General features: G+C 36.6%; 19 protein-coding genes and 3 pseudogenes. 19 read left to right on the top strand and 3 right to left on the bottom strand.

Annotation, left to right across the window (positions count from 1 at the left end; all coding sequences use genetic code 11):
- The first annotated feature begins 158 nt into the window (after positions 1-158).
- The 11 genes and pseudogenes from rimP (at position 159) to IGJ49_RS08580 (ending at position 9,519) form a co-directional block, all read left to right on the top strand.
- On the top strand, positions 159-632 hold the full coding sequence (gene rimP / locus IGJ49_RS08630; protein ID WP_010735193.1) for a ribosome maturation factor RimP: 474 nt from the start codon (positions 159-161) through the stop codon (positions 630-632).
- Between the two features lie 21 nt (positions 633-653).
- Positions 654-1,841 (top strand): transcription termination factor NusA, encoded by a 1,188-nt coding sequence (nusA, locus tag IGJ49_RS08625; protein ID WP_010735194.1) that lies wholly within the window; start codon positions 654-656, stop codon positions 1,839-1,841.
- Positions 1,842-1,864: 23 nt separating this feature from the next.
- Positions 1,865-2,158: an RNase P modulator RnpM gene (gene rnpM / locus IGJ49_RS08620; RefSeq protein ID WP_010735195.1), complete on the top strand. Its 294-nt coding sequence runs from the start codon at positions 1,865-1,867 to the stop codon at positions 2,156-2,158.
- Positions 2,155-2,466: a YlxQ-related RNA-binding protein gene (locus IGJ49_RS08615; RefSeq protein WP_010735196.1), complete on the top strand. Its 312-nt coding sequence runs from the start codon at positions 2,155-2,157 to the stop codon at positions 2,464-2,466. The genes rnpM and IGJ49_RS08615 overlap by 4 nt, the downstream gene beginning before the upstream one ends.
- Positions 2,467-2,478: 12 nt before the next feature.
- A pseudogene (locus IGJ49_RS08610) lies at positions 2,479-2,901 on the top strand (translation initiation factor IF-2 N-terminal domain-containing protein); the annotation flags it as partial.
- A 138-nt stretch (positions 2,902-3,039) separates the two neighbouring features.
- Positions 3,040-4,929 (top strand): annotated as a pseudogene (infB, locus tag IGJ49_RS08605) (translation initiation factor IF-2); the annotation flags it as partial.
- 24 nt (positions 4,930-4,953) lie between these two features.
- The gene (gene rbfA, locus IGJ49_RS08600; RefSeq protein ID WP_010735198.1) at positions 4,954-5,301 is read left to right on the top strand and encodes a 30S ribosome-binding factor RbfA; all 348 of its coding nucleotides are present in this window, start codon (positions 4,954-4,956) and stop codon (positions 5,299-5,301) included.
- Positions 5,302-5,805: 504 nt separating this feature from the next.
- Positions 5,806-6,729, top strand: coding sequence for a tRNA pseudouridine(55) synthase TruB (truB, locus tag IGJ49_RS08595; protein ID WP_438723125.1), 924 nt, complete (start codon positions 5,806-5,808; stop codon positions 6,727-6,729).
- Between the two features lie 7 nt (positions 6,730-6,736).
- Positions 6,737-7,681, top strand: a complete 945-nt coding sequence (gene ribF, locus IGJ49_RS08590) for a riboflavin biosynthesis protein RibF (RefSeq protein ID WP_062805094.1) — start codon at positions 6,737-6,739, stop codon at positions 7,679-7,681.
- Positions 7,682-7,871: 190 nt separating this feature from the next.
- On the top strand, positions 7,872-8,657 hold the full coding sequence (locus tag IGJ49_RS08585; RefSeq protein ID WP_010735201.1) for a glucose-1-dehydrogenase: 786 nt from the start codon (positions 7,872-7,874) through the stop codon (positions 8,655-8,657).
- A gap of 10 nt (positions 8,658-8,667) precedes the next feature.
- Positions 8,668-9,519, top strand: coding sequence for a GRP family sugar transporter (locus tag IGJ49_RS08580; RefSeq protein WP_169058790.1), 852 nt, complete (start codon positions 8,668-8,670; stop codon positions 9,517-9,519).
- Positions 9,520-9,568: 49 nt separating this feature from the next.
- Here the strand turns inward: IGJ49_RS08580 and IGJ49_RS08575 are convergent, their stop codons facing one another.
- Entirely contained in the window at positions 9,569-10,027 is a 459-nt protein-coding gene (locus IGJ49_RS08575) for a helix-turn-helix domain-containing protein (protein ID WP_023519840.1), read from the bottom strand.
- Positions 10,028-11,133: 1,106 nt separating this feature from the next.
- Between IGJ49_RS08575 and IGJ49_RS08570 the strand changes: the two genes are divergently transcribed.
- From IGJ49_RS08570 to IGJ49_RS08545, 6 genes are all read left to right on the top strand, one after another.
- Entirely contained in the window at positions 11,134-11,391 is a 258-nt protein-coding gene (locus IGJ49_RS08570) for a hypothetical protein (RefSeq protein WP_023519839.1), read from the top strand.
- A gap of 596 nt (positions 11,392-11,987) precedes the next feature.
- Complete coding sequence (locus tag IGJ49_RS08565; RefSeq protein ID WP_023519838.1) at positions 11,988-12,884, top strand: 6-phosphofructokinase; 897 nt, start codon at positions 11,988-11,990, stop codon at positions 12,882-12,884.
- Between the two features lie 522 nt (positions 12,885-13,406).
- On the top strand, positions 13,407-14,084 hold the full coding sequence (locus tag IGJ49_RS08560) for a hypothetical protein (RefSeq protein WP_224434845.1): 678 nt from the start codon (positions 13,407-13,409) through the stop codon (positions 14,082-14,084).
- A complete protein-coding gene (locus tag IGJ49_RS08555; protein ID WP_349519696.1) occupies positions 14,084-14,677 on the top strand; it encodes an SLBB domain-containing protein in 594 nt (197 codons plus the stop codon). The genes IGJ49_RS08560 and IGJ49_RS08555 overlap by 1 nt, the downstream gene beginning before the upstream one ends.
- Positions 14,674-15,687 (top strand): RnfABCDGE type electron transport complex subunit D, encoded by a 1,014-nt coding sequence (locus IGJ49_RS08550; protein WP_010735208.1) that lies wholly within the window; start codon positions 14,674-14,676, stop codon positions 15,685-15,687. Before IGJ49_RS08555 ends, IGJ49_RS08550 begins: the two co-directional genes overlap by 4 nt.
- Positions 15,688-15,968: 281 nt before the next feature.
- The gene (locus IGJ49_RS08545; protein WP_438723119.1) at positions 15,969-17,705 is read left to right on the top strand and encodes a glycosyl hydrolase family 28-related protein; all 1,737 of its coding nucleotides are present in this window, start codon (positions 15,969-15,971) and stop codon (positions 17,703-17,705) included.
- Positions 17,706-19,308: 1,603 nt separating this feature from the next.
- Here the strand turns inward: IGJ49_RS08545 and IGJ49_RS08540 are convergent.
- On the bottom strand, positions 19,309-19,761 hold the full coding sequence (locus IGJ49_RS08540; protein ID WP_375148460.1) for a hypothetical protein: 453 nt from the start codon (positions 19,759-19,761) through the stop codon (positions 19,309-19,311).
- Between the two features lie 10 nt (positions 19,762-19,771).
- Positions 19,772-20,317 (bottom strand): hypothetical protein, encoded by a 546-nt coding sequence (locus IGJ49_RS08535; protein WP_438723117.1) that lies wholly within the window; start codon positions 20,315-20,317, stop codon positions 19,772-19,774.
- A gap of 111 nt (positions 20,318-20,428) precedes the next feature.
- Between IGJ49_RS08535 and IGJ49_RS08530 the strand changes: the two genes are divergently transcribed.
- Together IGJ49_RS08530 and IGJ49_RS08525 are read left to right on the top strand one after the other, a co-directional pair.
- Entirely contained in the window at positions 20,429-20,659 is a 231-nt protein-coding gene (locus tag IGJ49_RS08530) for a hypothetical protein (RefSeq protein WP_438723115.1), read from the top strand.
- A gap of 9 nt (positions 20,660-20,668) precedes the next feature.
- Positions 20,669-21,111 (top strand): annotated as a pseudogene (locus IGJ49_RS08525) (IS3 family transposase); the annotation flags it as partial.
- Positions 21,112-21,220: the final 109 nt, after the last annotated feature.

Genomic DNA, 21,220 nt, shown 5'->3' with positions numbered 1-21,220 from the left:
GTAAAGCTGGTTGCCAGTTGGTTCTAATGATATGGCTTGTCATTTAGAGTGATTTATGTTATAGTTATTTAAGGTAATGATACTAACTGTGAGTGAGCGGAATTTTCGCTCACTCTTTTTAATGGAATTACGGATCTAATTTTAAGGAGGCGAAATCTTTGAGTAGCGTCGTTGAAACAGTCACAGAAATGGTGACACCGATCTTAGATGAACAAAAGTTTGAGCTAGTAGAAGTAGAATTTGTCAAAGAAGGAAAAAGCTGGTTTTTACGGGTGTTTATAGATAAAGAAGGCGGAATCGACATTGAAGAATGCGCATTTGTCAGTGAAAAATTAAGTGAGAAACTTGATACGACAGAGCCAGACCCGATACCACAAGCATATTTCCTAGAGGTATCATCTCCAGGCGCAGAACGCCCTTTGAAAAAAGAGGCAGATTATGAAAAAGCACGAGGAGAGTATATCCATGTGTCTTTATATCAACCAGTTGACGGAGAAAAACAATACGAAGGTTTTCTCCAATCATTTGATGCTGAACAGCTTACATTGAAGATACGCATAAAGACACGGGAAAAAGAAATTGTTTTTGACCGTAAGAATATTGCCAAAGCTCGCTTAGCAATCCAATTTTAATCACGGAGAGGAAACAGAAGAATGAGTAAAGAAATGTTGAACGCGTTAGATGCTTTAGAGGCTGAAAAAGGAATCTCAAAAGAAATCGTGATCGACGCTTTAGAAGCTGCGTTAGTTTCTGCATACAAACGCCATTATGGGCAAGCACAAAACGTAGAAGTAGAATTTGAACAAAAAAAAGGCAAGATCCATGTCTATGCAGTGAAAGAAGTCACTGAAGAAGTGATGGACTCACAATTAGAAGTATCTTTGAAAGACGCCTTGTTGATCAATCCTGCTTACGAGATCGGTGACAAGATCCGTTTTGAAGTCACACCAAAAGATTTCGGTCGTATCGCTGCCCAAACAGCGAAGCAAGTCATCTTGCAACGTGTACGTGAAGCAGAACGCACGATCATCTATAACGAATTCAGTGCTTATGAAAAAGACATTATGCAAGGGATCGTTGAACGTCAAGACAAACGTTATATCTATGTCAATTTAGGTAAAATCGAAGCGGTACTATCAAAACAAGACCAAATGCCAAATGAATTTTATCAACCACATGATCGTATCAAAGTATATGTATCACGTGTTGAGAATACATCAAAAGGCCCTCAAGTCTTTGTTAGCCGTAGTCATCCTGATCTTTTGCGTCGCTTGTTCGAACAAGAAGTACCAGAAGTTTATGATGGACTTGTTGAAATCGTCAGTGTGGCTAGAGAAGCAGGCGATCGTTCAAAAGTGGCTGTCCGCTCAACGGATCCGAATATCGATGCTGTCGGCACGTGTGTTGGTCCTAAAGGCCAACGTGTCCAAGCGATCGTGAATGAATTGAAGGGCGAAAACATGGATATCGTCGAGTGGGATGAAGATCCTGCGGTGTTCATTGCGAACGCATTGAATCCTTCACAAGTCGTGGATGTCATTTTTGACGAACAAAATCCAAAAGCTTGTACGGTCGTTGTACCGGATTATCAATTGTCATTGGCAATCGGTAAACGCGGACAAAATGCGCGTCTAGCAGCCAAATTGACGAACCACAAAATCGACATCAAATCAGAGTCAGACATGACTGAATTCTATGAGAAAAAAGCTCAGGCAGAAGCAGCAATCTCTGAAGAATTACACGATGAAGCAATCATCCAATCAGATTTGACAGATGATGAATATCAAACAATCGCATTTGAAGACGAAACAGCTGAAGTAACTGAACAAGAAGAAATTTAACTGCTAGTGAAGGAGGCAAAGAGATGAAACAAAGGAAGATCCCTTTACGCAAATCTGTGGTTTCAGGTGAAATGAAACCAAAAAAAGAGATGATTCGTGTCACACGTTCAAAAGAAGGTGTGGTATCGATCGATCCTACTGGAAAAATGCCTGGACGAGGAGCGTATGTCTCACTTGAGCCGGAGGAAGTACAACAAGCTTGGGATAAACATCTCTTGGATCGTGTACTTGAAGCTAAGCTAACAGATGAATTTTATCAAGAACTATTAGATTACGTCACTCACCAAAAAGCCCGAAAAGAGCTATTTGGCGAATGAATGGAATGAATCGGCAAAAAGCCATGAATCTTATTGGTCTAGCGATGCGTGCAGGGAAAATGATCACAGGTGAAGAATTGACGATCGGAGACATCCGTCGTCAAAAAGCCAAGATCGTTTTCGTCGCAAGTGATGCCAGTGAGAATACCAGAAAAAAAATCAAAGATAAGAGTTCGTACTACGAAGTTCCTTGCTTTGAGCTGTTTTCTGAGGAAGAAATCACGCAGATGATCGGTAAACCTCGGAAAGTGATAGGAATCACGGACACCGGCTTTGCAAAAAAGGTCAAGGAGCTAATTGAAGGTTAGGAAGGTGATTGCATGGGCAATAAACGAATTTATGAACTAGCGAAAGAATGGAACAAGTCTAGTAAAGAGGTCGTTGATAAAGCGCAGAAACTTGGAATCGATGTGAAAAATCACATGGGTGCGGTCAGCACACAAGATGAAAAGAAACTGCAACAAGCGTTCAACCAACCACAGCAGAAAAAGCAACCAGTACAAAAAGCAAACCAAAAACCAGCCGGACAACAGCCAAGTAACCAAAAGAAAACAAACGAACCATCGAACCAACAAAAAAATAAAAGTAACCGCAACTATCAAGATCGCGGTCAAGGGAGCGGTCAAGTGAATCAAGGAAAAAACCAATCAACAAATCAGAATAAGAGTAACCAGACAGGTGGAAACAATCAAAACCGTCAAGGATCTACTCAAAACAATAATCAAAATCGCCAAGGTAACAACCAAGGCAGCAACCAAAACCGTCAGGGAACTACCCAAGGAAACAGCCAAGGTAGCAACCAAAACCGCCAAGGCTCTACCCAAGGAAACACTCAGGGCAGTAACCAAAACCGTCAAGGAGCAAACCAAGGCGGCGGCCAAAATAGAAACAATAATAACAATCGCGGCAAATTCAACAATAACAACCGCAATCGTTTCAACAAAAAAGGAAAAAAAGGCAAACAACAAACGTCAAACAAGCCAGCAGTTCCACCACGTAAATTCCGTGAGTTACCTGAAGTATTAGAGTATACAGAAGGTATGAATGTTGCAGATATCGCGAAGAAAATTCACCGCGAACCAGCAGAGATCATTAAAAAATTATTTATGCTAGGCGTGATGGTCAATCAAAACCAAGCATTAGATAAAGATACGATCGAATTGTTAGCAACAGACTACGGGATGGAACCACAAGAAAAAATTCAAGTAGATATTGCGGATATTGACAAATTCTTTGAAGCGGATGAAGTGAATCCAGAAAAATTAGTCTCACGTCCTCCAGTTGTTACGATCATGGGACACGTTGACCATGGTAAAACAACTTTACTCGATACCTTACGTCATTCTCGCGTAACAAGCGGAGAAGCCGGTGGTATCACACAGCATATCGGTGCGTATCAAATCGATATTGATGGCAAACCAATCACATTCTTGGATACACCAGGACATGCGGCCTTTACAAGTATGCGTGCGCGTGGTGCAAGTATCACTGATATCACGATTTTAGTTGTTGCCGCCGATGATGGCGTAATGCCACAGACTGTAGAAGCGATCAACCATGCGAAAGCAGCTGGTGTGCCAATCATCGTTGCAGTCAACAAAATCGATAAACCAGGTGCAAACCCACAACATGTGATGCAAGAATTAAGTGAATATGAATTGATTCCTGAAGCATGGGGTGGCGAAACGATTTTTGTAGAAATCTCAGCGAAATTCGGTCAAAACATCGAAGAACTATTAGAAATGATTCTTTTAGTCGCTGAAGTGGAAGACTTGAAAGCTGATCCAACACAACGTGCGATCGGTACAGTGATTGAAGCACGATTAGACAAAGGAAAAGGTCCTGTGACAACATTACTTGTTCAACAAGGTTCATTGAATGTTGGAGACCCAATCGTTGTCGGAAACACATATGGTCGTGTACGTGTAATGGTCAACGACTTAGGACGCCGTGAAAAAACAGCTGGACCAGCAACACCAGTTGAAATCACAGGATTGAATGATGTACCTCAAGCAGGCGATCGTTTTGTTGTCTTTGAAGATGAGAAAACAGCTCGTGCGGCGGGTGAAGAACGTGGCAAACGTGCGATGTTAGAACAACGTGCAGCAACTAGCCGTGTGACATTAGATAACTTGTTTGAAAGCTTAAAAGAAGGCGAATTAAAAGAAGTCAATGTCATCATCAAGGCTGATGTACAAGGTTCAGCAGAAGCACTAGCTGCTTCATTGAAGAAGATCGACGTTGAAGGCGTACGTGTCAAGATCGTCCATTCAGCTGTTGGAGCAATCAATGAAAGTGATGTAACGCTTGCTGCGGCAAGTAATGCGATCATCATTGGTTTCAATGTTCGTCCGACACCACAAGCGAAAATCCAAGCAGATACAGAAGAAGTGGATATCCGTCTTCACCGTATCATCTACAAAGCCATCGAAGAAATCGAAACAGCGATGAAAGGGATGCTAGATCCTGAATTTGAAGAGAAAATCACTGGTCAAATGACTGTCCGTGAAACCTTCAAAGTATCAAAAGTCGGAACGATCGCTGGTGCCTTTGTCACTGATGGTTACATTCGTCGTGATAGCGGCGTACGTGTCATTCGTGATGGCATCGTCATTTTCGAAGGACAATTAGCAAGCTTGAAACGCTTCAAAGACGATGTCAAAGAAGTGAAAATGGGCTTTGAATGTGGAGCAATGGTAGAGAAATTCAATGATCTTAAAGTAGACGATGTTATCGAAGGCTTTATCATGGAAGAAATCAAAGTCGACTAATTTAAAAAAAGGAGGCCGCTCATTATGGCTAACTATCGTGACCGCAGAGTCGGTCAAGAAATTTTAAAAGAAGTGAATGATATCTTACGCAAAAAGGTACGTGATCCACGTGTGGAAAACGTAACGATCACAGATGTGCATGTCACGGGTGATCTGCAACAAGCAACGATTTATTATAGCCTCTTATCTGACTTAGCCTCAGATAAGAAAAAAGCGCAAGAAGGGTTGAATAAAGCAAGTGGACTGATTCGTCGTGAATTAGGACATAACATGAGCATTTATAAAACACCTGAATTGACGTTTGAGCTAGACGAATCAGTTGTCTATGGTAATCATATCGATGAATTATTGCGTAATTTAAACAAAGACTAATGTTCTAGCGAGTTAAATCGTTCGTATCAATGGTCGAACAGGGAGGATACAATAACTGTATCCTCCCTGTTTTTTTTTGTCTATTTTCATTCGACACTAGAGAGCCAAACAAAATACAACGAAAGAATCCAAAAATAAAAGGAGCCATTTTCGAATTTTTTCGTTGTATTCGTAGCAGATGATCATCGCTGAATTGTCCGCTTTTGGGGAAAACATGTTTCATCATAAAAGCAAAAGATAAGAATTGACTGATCAAAGAATCATCCGATCATCTACCAGATAACCATCCGTATAACCAATCAAAAGGTGCAAAGAAAAGATTTTCCATAGGTGCTCCCTCCTTTACAAAAAGAATACCACCTTTCTATTTACAACAGTGTGAACTTTTGTTACGTTTATGTTTCTAAAACAAAATAATCGTACATTTAAGGATCAATCCCGTCAGTTTTTGATCCGATGTGTTATAATAATTCAGTTAATACTTAAAAGAATGGAGAACAAAAGATGGAAGGCTTATTACCTTTATGGAAAGAACGCGGCATGACTAGCCACGATTGTGTATTCAAATTACGAAAAATTTTACATACAAAGAAAATCGGACATGGTGGGACATTAGATCCTGATGTAGATGGTGTTCTTCCAATTTGTATTGGTAAAGCCACTAAAGTCATTGAATATCTGACGGATTCGGGGAAGACCTACAAAGGAGAAATCACACTTGGCTACAGTACGACGACTGAAGACAAATCAGGTGAAATCGTTGAACAACGAGCGGTCACCGAAGCATTGACAGAGGAGCAAGTAGATGAAGCAATGGCTGTTTTTGTCGGTGAGATCACACAGATTCCTCCGATGTACTCGGCTGTGAAAGTCAATGGTCGACGTTTATATGAATATGCTCGAAATAATGAGACAGTGGAACGACCTGTTCGCAAGGCACAGATCTATCGTTTTGAACGAACAAGTGAAATCCTCTGGTCAAAAGAAGCAGGGACCGTTTCGTGGCGGTTTGAAGTCGAATGTGGCAAAGGTACCTATGTTCGGACGTTGGCTGTAGATACGGGGAGTAAGCTAGGCTATCCTGCGCATATGTCAGATTTGACGAGAACAGCGAGTGCCGGCATGGATGAATCCCAAGCAATTACTTTAGCTGAAGTAGCATCATATATGGAGAATGGTACGATCGAAGAGTATTTATTACCCATTGAAACGGGTGTAGCAAAGTTCAAACAGGTCGATATCGATGAAACAGTGTGGCAGAAAGTCAAGAATGGTATGCGCTTAGATTACCAAGTATTCGGTCTATCCGAGATGCCATCAGAAGAAATTGCCCTTTTTTATCAAGGAAAAGTAGTGAGTATCTACCAACCAAATCCAAAAGAAAAAAATAAGTTAAAACCAAGTAAAGTTTTAAGAAATGAGGTTTAATGTAAAAATGGAAATCATCAAAATCAGACACCCTTATCAAGTTTCTCAAATTCCGAAAGAAGACGTCGTATTGATCTTAGGTTTCTTTGACGGAGTTCATTTAGGACATCAGAAAGTGATTGAAACGGGGCGAGAAATTGCTCAAAGAGAGGGTCTGAAATTGGCATTGATGACATTTAATCAACATCCGTCAATCGTCTTTAAAAAAATCAATCCAAGTAACGTCAAATACTTGACTACGTTAGAACAAAAAGAAGAAAAAATGGCAGAACTTGGGATTGATTATCTTTACGAAATTGAATTTACTTCTGCATTTGCTCACTTAGCCCCTCAAGATTTCGTTGATCAATATATTGTAGGGCTAAATGCTAAGTATGCCGTTTCTGGCTTTGACTATACGTATGGTCCAAAAGAAATTGCGGATGTCCCTCATCTCCCAGGTTATGCAAAAGGTCGCTTTGAAGTAGTCACTGTACCAAAAGAGCAACAAGAAGGGGAAAAAATCAGTTCTTCACGGATTCGTCAAGACTTGGATGCTGGGGATGTCGCGAGTGTGGCCCATTTGCTAGGATATATTTATGAAATCGACGGTGTGGTCATCCACGGGGACGCACGTGGTCGCTTATTAGGATTTCCGACAGCCAATGTCAAAGTTAAAAGCACCGTTCATTTACCAAAAGTGGGGGTCTATGTTTGTGAAATCAAAATCGGTGAGACGTGGTACCCAGCGATGGGATCAATCGGACATAATGATACATTTGGCGATGGACGTGAATTGACAGTCGAACTGTATATTCTAGATTTTGATCAAGATATCTATGGTGAACATGTCTACATTCGTTGGCACGAGTTTATCCGAGATCAAGTGAAGTTTGATGGAGCAGAAGCTTTGATCGAGCAATTAAAAGCAGACGAACGAGTAACTGCTGATTTTTTTGAACATGTTGAATAAGCAAATGTAGTATTCGAGAATAAGGAAGAAGCCCAATTAGGATAACTGAAGGGCTTTCTTTTTTGGAAAGAATTTTTTAGTGCGTATGATTTGCTTTCACCTACACTGCGTAGTGTACACTGTCTTTATAGCTAATAACGAATGTTTTAAAATATCTGTTATTAATGTGATAAAAGAAAGGGTGTCTTCTATGTATAAAGAATTAGAACAGAAAGTAGCTATAGTGACTGGTGGGTCCAAAGGGATCGGTACAGCCATTTCTCAGCGTTTTGGAGAAGAGAAGATGAAAGTAGTTGTAAATTACCATTCGGATGCTGATGGAGCAGAAGAAGCAGTTAAAGCGATTGAAGAAGCTGGGGGTCAAGCATTAGCTGTCAAAGCGGATGTAGGAACAGAAGAAGGCGTGCAGACTTTGATTGATCAAGCGATAAAAGCCTATGGTCAGTTGGATGTTTGGGTCAACAATGCTGGCACTGAAAACCAAAAACCTACGCACGAATTAAGCTTGGAAGAATGGGAAACTGTGATGCAAGTCAACCTTACTGGCGTGTTTTTAGGAACAAAAGCCGCGATCAATTATTTCAAAAAACACAAAGTAAAAGGAAGTATTATCAATCTTTCCTCTGTCCATGAACAAATCCCATGGCCGACCTTCTCACATTATGCCGCTTCAAAGGGTGGGGTAAAACTATTCACTCAAAGTGTTGCGATGGAGTATGCGCCTGAAGGAATACGTATCAATAGTATCGGACCAGGAGCGATCAAAACACCGATTAATGCCGAAAAGTTTGATGATCCAGAGCAAAAAGCGACAACAGAAAGCATGATCCCGATGGAACGCATTGGAAAACCAAGTGAAGTCGCCGCTGCGGCTGCTTGGTTGGCTTCAGATGAATCAAGCTACGTTACAGGTATCACGTTGTTTGTAGACGGTGGTATGACGCTTTATCCTTCATTTCAAGGTGGGAAAGGGTAGGGATTGATTGATGGGAATCTTAATTGCATTAATACCAGCGATTGGCTGGGGAATCCAACCACTGGTTTTGAAAAAAATCGGTGGACGTCCCACCAATGAAATATTGGGTACAGGTATTGGGGCATTACTCGTTGGTCTAGTTGTTCAATTGTTCATGTCACCCGGTGGTATTTCGATTACTACATTTTTGATCAGTCTTTTATCTGGGGCGTTTTGGGTCATTGGCCAAATCGGACAATATACGACGTTCAATTTGATCGGCGTATCCAAAACAATGCCTATTTCCACTGCGATGCAGCTTGTTGGAACGTCACTCATTGGTGTTTTTGCTTTTGGCGAATGGTCAGGAACAACAGGGAAAGTGATTGGTGGAGTAGCGATCGTCTTGCTAGTGATTGGTTCTGCACTAACAGCAGTAACTGATGGGGGAAGTAAACAAGGTGGAATAACTAAAGGAATTTCGATTCTTGCTTCTACGAGTATTGGTTATTGGGTGTACAGTGCACTACCTAAATTAGTCAATGCAGATGGTGTAGCTATCTTCTTTCCACAAATGTTAGGTGTTTTCTTAGCAGCGGCTATTTACGTCGTCTTGAAGCAACCAAAAGCGTACGGAGATGGAAAAAGTTGGAAAGCGACGATCGTCGGAGTCATTTTTAGTTTAGCCGCATTTGCTTATATATTTTCAGCTAGTGCCAATGGAGTAGCTACTGCCTATATCATCACACAACTGAACGTAGTGATCTCAACATTAGGTGGTATGGTTATTTTGCACGAAAAGAAGAGCAAAAAAGAATTAAGATACACGTTGATCGGGTTAGCCTTGATTGTCGGGGGTAGTATGATTACTGTGCTGATTTAAAAAATAAAGCAATGTAAGACATCGACTAACAAAAATGTCTTACACTGCTTTATTTTGGTGCGGTCAATGAGATATCCGTTCGTTTTAAAACAGCTTCATTAAACCAAGTACCAAAACTTTGAACATAGTTAAAATTCCCGCTAATGATAAATTCCGCGCAGGTATCATCTAAGACATTATAAAAAAAATAACGATCTTCTTTATTTGAATAAACATCTTGATGATAGCTGATCATACAATCTCTAAATTGGTGCAATGACTCCAACGTTTCGTACTGAAGGTAGAATTTTAGGACTACTGCACTATTTATTGGTTGGTCAGTTCCTACGAAGCTTGGTTTGTTTTTAAGAGAGAACTGTAGAAACTCTGACAGATTTTCTTCTGAGAATTTCCATTTTCCTCCAACCTTTATCCCCTGTAGTTTTCCCTCGCGTAGATAATTTCGTACAGAACGAGTAGTTACTCCTAGAATCTCTGCAACTTCATTGACTGAATAATAATTCTTCATCAGTTTTCCTTCCTCCGTTTTCTTGAATGATAGAAACAAATAACTAGTACCATTTACGAGTTAGGTAAATGATTTTTGCTATTATGATTTGCCTATCAATTATATAAATATAGCGTAAAATAATAAATAAATAGAGAAAAAATAAGGATATCTTTCAAATTATTATACTCAATATAAAGCATTAAAACCATAATTTTTGAAGATTATTGTTATGTTTTTAAACTTTTGCAAAATATCGATAAGGTAAATATCAAGTCTGTAAACAATCCGCCTAAACCTTTTCTAAAACATTCTCTAAAATTTGTGAGTGTTTCAATATAGGATAGCTAGTTACTTCTTAATTCAGTGTCTAAAATCCTGCAATCCATGAAAACAGTACGAATAAGCTGTTTAATAAAAATAAACTTATTCCTAACTTTTCCTAACAAAGATATTGACTTTTACATTAATCGCGTTATACTAATGTTAGGAAAAAAAGTGAAATTTTTTCCTAAATACTAGAGAGGAGGACAGTGATAGTTAGCTCAAAGGATCTGTGAAGAGTCTCTAAGCACATTAAATGACCGTATACCAAAGTGAAGTCATGTAGTTGTTCTAGATGATTAGCAAATGGACCAAAGCTTACACCGTTCTTTTTTATGGTAGAAACGAAGTTAGTACACTAAAAAACTCCCCTTTTTTGTACAGACTAACTTTAGTTTCCTAAAAATCCCCATATTGTGAGGCAAATGATTTCGTCTATGATTTGCCTCACAATAATCAATTGTAAGTTAACGATGACCAAGATCAGATAAGAAGGATAAACCTTATCTATATAGTGAATCTTATGTGTATACATACCATTTTGAGATGAAAACTACTACTTATTCGCATTTGATTATTTTACGATGTAAAGTAAATGCAAGAATCGATCACCCGCCAAGAATAAAAGAACTCTTATCTTTGGAATAAGGAATAAGAACAAGTAATACGGTTAATGCTTTTGAAAAGGCAGTCCAAGTGAAGTAATATTCAGAACACCATCAATTTCGAAGAATTGCTGTTTAAAGAAGACAATCAATAGTAGAACTATTGGTTATGGAGTTATAGGAAAGGAAGAAAAAGAAATGAAGTTAAACAAAGCAATCGCTTATGAAAAATTAGGAAATACAATCTACTTGTCATCAGATGAGGGAATCTTTCTACTGGAGAATGAAGTAGCGACATATATCTTCGATCTTCTGACAAAGGAACAGACCATCAAAGAAATCAAATTAAAAGTAAAAGAAAAGTTTAGTCACGCGAATGAACTGACAAAAGAAGGAACAGATTTATTTATTGAAAATTTTTTAACTGATTTGTCGAAGCGATCGATTGTTTGTTAAATGAAAAGCACATTATCTAACTCTATGTTGGATCATTCAACATGAAACAGCTCTAATTGTTGCTACGAATAAAATATACATGTTACAGCTGGAGGTACAATAAGTTTAAAGCTGTTTTATTTTGAGTTATCGAACGTTAAAAATAGACTGCAAGTCACACTTGCGGTCTATTTTTTTGTTGAAGACAGATCCAAAGCCTGATTCGATGATCACCAATAAAAGAAATGTCTTTGTCTTTCTCGCTTTCTAGGTGTTGCCGTGAGACAAAAATATCATAATTTGTTTTGTCGCAATTGCTACTATTATTTTAGTATTCCTATACTTTTTTCTACCAATAAAAAAACCTCTATGCTATATTGGAATAAATATGGTATATTTTACTTAAATAGAAAACAGCGGAAAGATACTATGTTTATCCTATGGAAATCACAAAATTAAGTGACTTTTCGAAAACTTTTACGATTAAATGATACCGATTACATAGGGCTGCTATTTATTTGATCGGCATGAGAAATTACTACTGACTGAGGAAGATAGCTCTTGGAACTAACTTAGTATAGAAATTCAATGAAAGAATACAGTGAGGGGAAAAGAATATGGCGAAAAAAGTTGGGATTTTATCAATAGAAGGCTATGTAAAAGGGGGAGAGCGATTAGTGGAACAGCTTGTGCTTTCCATACCTGAACAAGAAATCGAATTATTCGCAATCAATTTTTCTGAAGAACAATATATCCAAACAAAGTTGGATCAAAATATAAATAATTGGCATTTATTTGATTGTTCCTATTTATGTTCAGAAACTAACCATGTAAACTATCAATTTATTCAATTGATCAAAGAGGCAAATTACGACTCCTTCGTATTATTAGGTGGGACTTCGAGTGTTGTATTTGCAAATGAGCTACGTAGCCATGGACTTTCAGTAATCACTGTACCAGTATCCAACTATCTTGATTATCCAAGTGGTGACTATACAGTAGGTTCAGATACATTTATCAACGGCGTAACAAAAGTGATTGATCGGATAGTCGATACTGGACATTCTCATCAAAAAGTAACGTTCATCCAAATTGACGATACCATCACAGGTAAAGTCACAAGAGAACTATCTTTGACAAATGAAATCGATGTTTGTATTGCTAATCAACTTGATTTAACGAATAATAAAAAATATCTTTTGAAACATATGAATAGCCATCCTATGCATTTTTTATTGAACCGTTCAGTTAGTTCAATCGATTCTTTTGTTGAAACGTTTTGTCCCACATTATCCGACTATAGAAGTATTGTTTTAGATAATTTAGCCATTGGACAGTCGATGATCACCGCGTTTGATCGAATTGCGGTAATTGAATTAGCGAATGTCATAACTGATTTACTTAACGACAGGCAATGTTTAGACGCTGAATTGTATTTCTCACATGGGAAGGTGTTGTTTGAACAAAGTCCTTATCATCAAAATGTGAAAAACAAGCGGTGGAGTAACTATTAGTAAGAAGATTGTTACAGGATAGAATGTCACGTTCCACGAAATAATTTTCGGTAATCAGGATCTGGCAAAAAGGTAACCCTTCAAATTATTTCTCGCAAGCAAATCAATAAAAAATTCTAACTCAAAGCAACACATGAGTTAGTTTTTTTTGTTATTGTCATTTAGTAAAAAAGATAAGATAAAAATTTTTATAAATTAATCTTTTATATTACGTTATATAATGTTATTATATTTGTGAAAAACAGTTATTTTATTTACTTTTATATAAACGGAAATAGTAAAATATTTCACTTATAAATCATTTTCTTTAGTAGAGTTTGGGCGAATATATACTATTTTGTTCATATTCATTCGAGTAATAAAACAACTGTTTTATATAAAAAATAATTGTTATTCTAGGGGGAGAAATGAAAAAAATTAGTTATCGAAAAAAATATGAATGGATCGGATTAGGTTTGCAATTAGTTTTAGTAGCTATCGGTTTGATTTATTACTTTTTTATCTATCGTTAGGAGAATGAAAATGAAATTAATAGTAAAAAAAAGGTTGAATGGCGTCTATCTTGATAAAAACAAACATACAGCACAACAAGCCATCGAGAAACTAACGCCACCAAAGAAAATTATTTTACCAATGTCTATGCATCTTGGAAAACCTGCTAAAGTCGTTGTTGAAGTAGGCGATAAAGTGGCAATTGGGACACTCATCGGAGAAAAAGATGGACCAATATCTGCCAATGTACATAGTTCAGTGGCAGGAGTCGTAAAAAAAATCGAGAACCGCATGGTCAATCATCGGTCGACTGAAGTGGTCATTATAGAAAATGACTTTTCTGACCGTATGGAATTATTACATACAAAAAACAAAGTTTTACATAATATCGTCGCGAATGCAGGAATTGTAGGGATGGGAGGCGCTGGTTTTCCAACTGACTTAAAGCTACTACCTAAAGAAGAACAAAAGATCCATACCTTGATCATTAACGCAGCAGAATGTGAACCATCCATTACTAGTGATAGAAGATTATTGATTGAAGATACTGAACAAATGATTTTGGATACTTATCAAATCCCCAAAGCAAGGATTGCGATCGAAAAATCATCTGTACAAGTGATTGAACATTTACATAAACATCTGATTGATCCAAGAATCCAGTTACATATTCTAGGGATCTATATCCTCAAGGTGCGAAAAAATTAGTGATCAAGCATGTATTATCTCAAGAAATACCTAAAGGCAAGCTCCCTTTTGATGTCGGAGTGATCACCTTGAATGTAGCGACGATACATAGTATTTTTAGTGCTGCGTTGAAGCAGGTCGCATCCTTCGAACGGGTAGTAACAGTTTCAGGTACACCGATCAAAGAAGTAAAAAATCTACGAGTACGAATTGGCACACCAGTAGAGGAATTGATTGATGCTTGTGGTGGATTTGTGTCGTCACCTCTTAAGGTATTGAATGGTGGACCGATGATGGGGAAACTTATCCAATCATTAGATGAACCAGTCACAAAAACGACTAATTTGATTTTAGCATTGTCTGCAGCAGAGGCAATGATCCCCAAGGAACAAAAGTGTATCAAATGTAGCGAGTGTGTGAATGCGTGCCCAATCGGTCTACATCCGATCTTGATCAGTCAAGCGTACCGTCATCAGGATCTTCAGACAGCCGAACAGTTAGGCGCGTTGAATTGTTTAGAATGTGGTGCTTGTTCATTTATCTGTCCTTCAAAAATCAATTTATTAAAAGATATCAGAGCAGTAAAAAATCAGATCATGGAGGCAAAAGGATGAGTACGAAATATCTAGGAAACGGAACGATCAATGGTCCGCATATCCGTAATGATTGGACAAGCCAATGGAAAATGAAACAAGTATTGATTGCCCTTATATTTCCAACGATTGGTGCTACTTACTTTTTTGGTTGGCGTTCGTTAGTGATGATCATTACCAGTATCCTCACATGTGTATTACTTGAAGGGGTTATCCAAAAAGTAAGTAAACAACCGATCACGGTCAATGATTTGACTGCTGTGATCACAGGTTGGCTGTTAGCTTTGACATTACCTACTAGTGCACCATTATGGACAGTGCTTGTCGGAGACTTTATTGCTATCGTCCTTGTAAAGCATCTAGGAGGCGGGTTAGGAAGGAACTGGATCAATCCCGCAGTAGCAGCACGAGTCCTTCTAAAGCTCTTTTTATCTCCTTGGATCACCAATTGGATCGCACCAGGACCAGATGTGATCACTACTGTGACGCCACTTGTGGCACTTGCTCATTTTTCTCGAGAAATCAGCGCGACCACACCTGAATGGTGGAAACTTTTCTTAGGGATTGATCTAGGCGGTCCAATGGGGGAAACAAGTAAACTGCTCTTATTGATTGCAGGGGGCTATTTGATCGTGCGAAAAATCATCCATCCATTCGTTCCTCTGTTGACCCTAAGCTCTTTCTATCTAGCGATTTTAATTTATAGTGGGTTTAATTTTAGCTTTGCTACAGCTCATTTGCTTAGTGGAGCATTGATCATGGCAGCTGTTTTCATGGTAACAGACTATACGACTTCACCTGCAACCGATAAAGGGAAGTATTATTTCGCTATCGGCTGTGGTTTACTATGTGCTGTTTTAAGAATCGTCTTAGATTTGCCAGGGGGGATCGGCGTAGCGATTGTTGTCATGAATCTAGCGGTACCATTCATTGATCAGTGGACGATGCATCGGGTGTATAGTGAAAAAGAGTTTAAGATAACCCCGATGATTGATAAAGAAAATAGAAAAGGATTATCAAGTTTCAAGTGATAATTTATAAGGAATAGGACTGTTACCCGACTAGAGAAATTTAGTCGGGTCTTTTTAGGTAAAACTGTTGCTCAACTATTTTTTTTGTGAAAGAACTCAATAATTTCACCTGTGAATGAAATTATTGAGTGCCAAACTATTTATTTATCTGCTAATCTACAAATGGATATCGTTCGTTATTTTATAGTGTCTTAAAACAAAAGGTACCTAACATCAAAAATAAAAGAATACTTCCTGTTTAGAACGATAGCCAATCACAGCTAAAAAGAATGGAGAGACAAATGAACAAACGACAACTAAAAATGATGTTATGTTTTCTGGTTCTGTTTGTAATAAGCATACCAGCAAATATAAACGCAGAAGCAACGAATGAGTTAGAGGGCCAAAAAACTTTTTCGGCTCAGCACACCGAATGGTTAGATGCAACAGATGCGACGATTTTTGGAGAGCACGCGCTGCGACGTGAGAGTTTAGAAGATCAGTCAAATCAATTACAAGCGATTATTGATCATGCCAATTCTTTAACAAAACAGTTATATATTCCAGCTGGTACGTATATTATCAACAAAAATGTAGTGTTAAGAAGCGGTCTTAAGATCAAAGGAGAAGAAGAGAATCCAACGATACTGAAAAATGAAACAGGACAAAACGTTTATTTGTCAGATGAAAATTACCAGACAAGCTACAATATTGAGATTCATTCATTGTTTTTCGATGGAGTAGGAATTTTTACACGTTTAGCAAATAACATTACCATCAATGATAATGTGTTTTATCATCCTGTCTCTTTATATCCGATCAACCTACAGACATCCAATGGGGCAACTATGCAAAATAATATATTTATGAGAGATCATGAACATGCCACGCCAGATACAGAAAATCGGGCAATCTATATTGGTGGTTTTTCGACGGTTGGAAGATATGAGTATATGGAAAATGTACAGATTACAGATAATCTATTTGGATTACGGATCAATGAGTTAGAAGCAATCAAGAGCTTTAGCAATCCTGAGATTATCAAAACCATCAATCGTCTACAATCTGCATTGGAGTCTGAGCAAATGTCTCTTGAACATAACGAACAAAACTATCTTTCTTGTGGTGTCAATTCATATAGTAATTCGAAGAATGTTTTGATAAAAAATAATTTCTTCCAGCAGATGTACGAGAACGAGGATCGATATGGTGTGGTAGGTGATCATGCCATCTATCTAAGAGGATCACAGAATGTACAGGTTGTAGGCAATCACGTTCGTGGATTGCACAATGGACCTTATGGTGGATTTAAATTCAAATCAGGACGTAACATCACGATCATGAATAATTATCTACGTAATACCGGTATTATCATGTATGAAACACCAGAATTTGGATTAGGAGATAGTTTTGCTCAAGGTCAAGTAGCTGAGTTATCGAATTGGTTCGTAGCAAATAACGTGTTTGATTTTAAAGAGTGGCAGGATAAATACGCGATTGGGATAGAGTATAATCGGCATACTGGAAAGGACAACGTATACAATGGGGTATTTATTGATAATAAATTTATCAATTATCACAATATTCCAGCCAACCGCCGGAGAGAGCTATTGATCATGAATCAAGCTTCTGAAGGTTTTAAAGGAGAGTCAACATATGTTTCTGGCAATACACGTGATGACACATCTGATCGTCAATTAAATGTTGAGTATTGGACCTCAGCAGAGTATGACAAAATGCCAAAGGATTGGAGAAGTTTGATCGATTCTACAATGTATGATCAATATAAAGAAACGCAAATACCAATACAAGATGCATTTCCTGTTGGTCGGACGGTTGAGATTATTTTAGGTGAATCTTATGATCCATTTGATTTTGTTGAGCAAACCCATATAGAAGAAAACGATCGTCCTGAAATCACTATTTTGAATCCTGAAGTTCTATCAAAAGTTGGTCAACATAAGCTAGAGCTAATGCTTTCATATCCAAATGGACGAACAGTGCGTGTGGTTGCAAATGTGACAGTCATGTTTCAATAATATAAAAAGTTCAAGCGATTCAAAAACCAGTTGAAACTTCTTGGCATATCATTTTCTAGCCAAAGTCGAAAGAGTTAGAAATATTTTCGCTCGATAAAGATTTACAAGTAGTCATTTTATCAGAAATACCAAGTTTTTACCGCTTAATTTTCGATTGAAAAGGCGGTGTTAATGAGCTTGGCTAAATAGGTGATTTCGACAAAAGAACAGATGCATGAAATTACTTATATCTCTTCTATTTTTTCGCACCAAAAAACAAGGTTGGTTGAACATTCCTTCTTTTTATAGACATAGTATAAAGACGGAGGATGTTCAACTGATTTTTATTTTGCCTAAGTAGTTTATCAATCAGTTAAATAAAAATACACTTATAAAGTGAAAAGGAAAAGGTACAAGAAATGTAAAATAAAAGTATTGTGGATTTAGTAGAGATTGTCATAGCGAAAGAATTTTATGCTGGAATGAAATATGTAACAGATGAAGCGAATAAAAGACAGAAAGGATTAGTTGGTTAGGGTAAAATGGATTGGATACTGAAGTCATCCAAGAAATATGTGTATGGCTTTTTTTGTTTTGCTGATTTTATCATACTTGATTGAGATAAATTTAACGTTTATGCGTTCAAAATAAGTTTTTATGATTAGTTTGAATAATAACTATGTTATTAGGTTATATTAAACGTGTGGCTTAAAGGTTTATGATTTTTTGTATATTATGTAAAAAAAGTTCTAAAGATTAATAATTTTTTTGTAATTAAAATTTTCTTGGTACTACTATGAACTATGGTAAAGAGAATTCTTGCAGAAGGTATAGCTAGAATCGTCAGAAAAATAATAGTTATCTTTTGGAATAAGCCTTTAACAGTACATATTGAAAAGGATGTAGGTAGGTTAAATTGATATATTTCGCGATCCGAATAGGCTTATGTTTCTTAAGTCTGTTGTGTTTTAGTATAGGCATTAGCTTTTTATGGAGAATAAAAAAATTAGTACGACAAAACCTTGGGAAAAGTTTGTCAAGATCAGATTATATGAAAACACAAGATTATTTAACAAAATATAGGTTTTATGTTTATATAGTTTTTTTTACATTAGCATTTATCTTAATACTAATACGTTTTAATTAGTATTTAATTGATATTATTTCTCTTTGATTACAATTTATATTCAGCATAAAGTGTATTATGTTTATTTTCATAAATAATCGGTTGTAAGCCCGATTATTTATGAAAAAGAGAGTATAAAATTTTTACGGTAGGATAGAATTATTATGATAGAAAAGATTCTGATAAGGAACATCGTATCTAGAAATATTTTTTATAATTGTTAATTCGTCGAAATCTAATTGTTTTAGCATAAGAATATCTAAGATACATTGTAATTTTAGAGTTACATATATAATTCTATTGGATTGGTAATGGCTAATTCATATTTACTTACTGAATCTCCGTGGGTAAGATAATTTCTTGTGAATCTGTAAATATTTTTAAATATCTATAATTTAGTTTTCGTCCCAAAAAAAATTGAATAAAAATTATTGATTTTAAGTAAACTATCTTTAAAATCTTTAAAAAGGAAGTAGACTGTCGTTTAAAACTTTTATTTCAAAATTTTTTTAGAGAAATTTCAAATTTTGTAAATCCATCAATATGTCTCCTTGATAGTATAGCTCTTTTAGAAAATTCCATTGTATCAACCTCTATTAGAAATGAGCTTTCAATTGATTTTAGATTTTCCTTACCATAGTTTACAGATTCAGAATTTTCTGCTTTATTTATAGATATTGTGATTGGAGAACTTTGATTCCATCTTTCATATGAGTCAAAGGAAAAAGTGGATTTTATGATATTTAAATTATCAATTAATGCAATTGGTTGGGATGAAATAAATAAGGAATTAACCAGGTAGTCTGATACATCTAGACCAGGTATGTTACTAGTTTGTATAATAATAATGAAATCCTTTAAATATACATATTTAACATTTTCAGAAAAACCATAGATTATTCTATCGTCAATTATATTTTGCTGATCAAAGAAGTCTGCAAAACTATTCATTAACTTTAGTCTAAATTTTTGCGATAGTACCATCATCTTTTAATTGATAACTAGTAACCACTTGGCGACTCAGTCCCATTCCTGTTCGAGTAAATATATACAGATTAATTGATTTATTTACTGGTTGTTGTGCCATCAAAAGCTCTGAGTTCTTTTCAAAACGTTCTAAATCTTGTTCACTCTCTAAATAATTATTAGTAATGCTTAGACTATAGAAGTTATCTCCTGTTTTAGTTAACTCAATTTCAGCTTTGTCAGTATTATCAGAAAAATAAGGTGATAAACTCAATTCTGCAACCATAGAGGCATCCTGCAAAGCTTTAGTTTCGTTGCCTTGAGTAGCATTAATCATACCTTGAATATCCATTTTTCCAGGATGCCATTCACTTGCAGGATATTCTTTTAATAATGATTCAGAAGTTGGTTCACTGCTTGATATTTTTGTTTGTTCAACCGTACTACTCGTTGTAGAACTAACTTTTTTTGTGGTTGGCTCGGTACTTTGATAGAACAACCAGCAAATAAAGTAATCGTTGATACAAGTAATAACAACCAAATATTTTTTTCATTATTTCACTCTCCTCAAATTATATAATAACATGGTTTGAATATATTGTATCTAAATATTCCATGACGATAAGTATGCGCAACAGAAAAGTATTGTATTATGAAATTTGAACAACTTGGAAAACCAATCAAATTTGGCGAATATATGGGTCGTTACAAAGAAATGATCCAGCATGTGTTATGTGAATTGTCTTTTGTAGATTTTGATTCAGAAAAAATAAAAGCATTATTAAGAGCAAAAATACGTAAGGCAGAAACTACTTTTTATATCTTTTATGATCAACATCGCAGAGAGGCTGAGTATGCTTTTTTTCAGAGGGAAATTATGTAGTGCGAGCCACTTTCACAACCCAATTTTGTTAATCAACAAAGGTTCAAGGCCACAGAAAATATAAAATTTGGTTAAGAGACATTACCTATATCACTCTGAAAGAAGGAACGCTTTATTTATCTATATTTATTGATATCTGTACGAGAAAAATTGTTGGGTGGTCTATGTCACCTAGAATGAAAGGTCAATTAGTTGTGGACTCTTTTCTTCAAGCATTTGGAAAAGAGCAGCCTGGACCAGGGGTTATTATTCACACTGATTAAGGCTCACAATAAACAAGCGCTAAATTCCAATCGGTGTTAAGAAAAAAAGAAGCACGCTCTAGTATGAGCCGAAAAGGAAAACCTTATGATAATGCCTTAATGGAATCTTTTTACAAAACGATAAAAAGAGAGCTGATCAATGATGCTCAATTTAGAGATATTGATCAGGCTCAAATGGAGATATTTAAATAGATTGAAACTTACTATAACACGAAACGCATACATTCTAGAACGTGTAGGGCACGCCAACATGAAAACCACACTGGAAATTTACAAACAAGTCTCCAATACAACTAAA

Origin of the sequence: Enterococcus sp. AZ171, from assembly GCF_051714005.1 — a bacterium.
GTDB classification, from domain to species: domain Bacteria; phylum Bacillota; class Bacilli; order Lactobacillales; family Enterococcaceae; genus Enterococcus_B; species Enterococcus_B pernyi.
Note: the sequence above shows the minus strand (reverse complement) of the source record. Positions and strands in the feature narration are given on the sequence as shown.

Bases quoted from the DNA above. Each gene is read 5' to 3' on its own strand.
- nusA (WP_010735194.1), top strand. From the start codon at position 654: ATGAGTAAAGAAATGTTGAACGCGTTAGATGCTTTAGAGGCTGAAAAA.
- rnpM (WP_010735195.1), top strand. From the start codon at position 1,865: ATGAAACAAAGGAAGATCCCTTTACGCAAATCTGTGGTTTCAGGTGAA.
- IGJ49_RS08615 (WP_010735196.1), top strand. From the start codon at position 2,155: ATGAATGGAATGAATCGGCAAAAAGCCATGAATCTTATTGGTCTAGCG.
- rbfA (WP_010735198.1), top strand. From the start codon at position 4,954: ATGGCTAACTATCGTGACCGCAGAGTCGGTCAAGAAATTTTAAAAGAA.
- truB (WP_438723125.1), top strand. From the start codon at position 5,806: ATGGAAGGCTTATTACCTTTATGGAAAGAACGCGGCATGACTAGCCAC.
- ribF (WP_062805094.1), top strand. From the start codon at position 6,737: ATGGAAATCATCAAAATCAGACACCCTTATCAAGTTTCTCAAATTCCG.
- IGJ49_RS08585 (WP_010735201.1), top strand. From the start codon at position 7,872: ATGTATAAAGAATTAGAACAGAAAGTAGCTATAGTGACTGGTGGGTCC.
- IGJ49_RS08580 (WP_169058790.1), top strand. From the start codon at position 8,668: ATGGGAATCTTAATTGCATTAATACCAGCGATTGGCTGGGGAATCCAA.
- IGJ49_RS08575 (WP_023519840.1), bottom strand. From the start codon at position 10,027: ATGAAGAATTATTATTCAGTCAATGAAGTTGCAGAGATTCTAGGAGTA.
- IGJ49_RS08570 (WP_023519839.1), top strand. From the start codon at position 11,134: ATGAAGTTAAACAAAGCAATCGCTTATGAAAAATTAGGAAATACAATC.
- IGJ49_RS08565 (WP_023519838.1), top strand. From the start codon at position 11,988: ATGGCGAAAAAAGTTGGGATTTTATCAATAGAAGGCTATGTAAAAGGG.
- IGJ49_RS08560 (WP_224434845.1), top strand. From the start codon at position 13,407: ATGAAATTAATAGTAAAAAAAAGGTTGAATGGCGTCTATCTTGATAAA.
- IGJ49_RS08550 (WP_010735208.1), top strand. From the start codon at position 14,674: ATGAGTACGAAATATCTAGGAAACGGAACGATCAATGGTCCGCATATC.
- IGJ49_RS08545 (WP_438723119.1), top strand. From the start codon at position 15,969: ATGAACAAACGACAACTAAAAATGATGTTATGTTTTCTGGTTCTGTTT.
- IGJ49_RS08540 (WP_375148460.1), bottom strand. From the start codon at position 19,761: ATGAATAGTTTTGCAGACTTCTTTGATCAGCAAAATATAATTGACGAT.
- IGJ49_RS08530 (WP_438723115.1), top strand. From the start codon at position 20,429: ATGAAATTTGAACAACTTGGAAAACCAATCAAATTTGGCGAATATATG.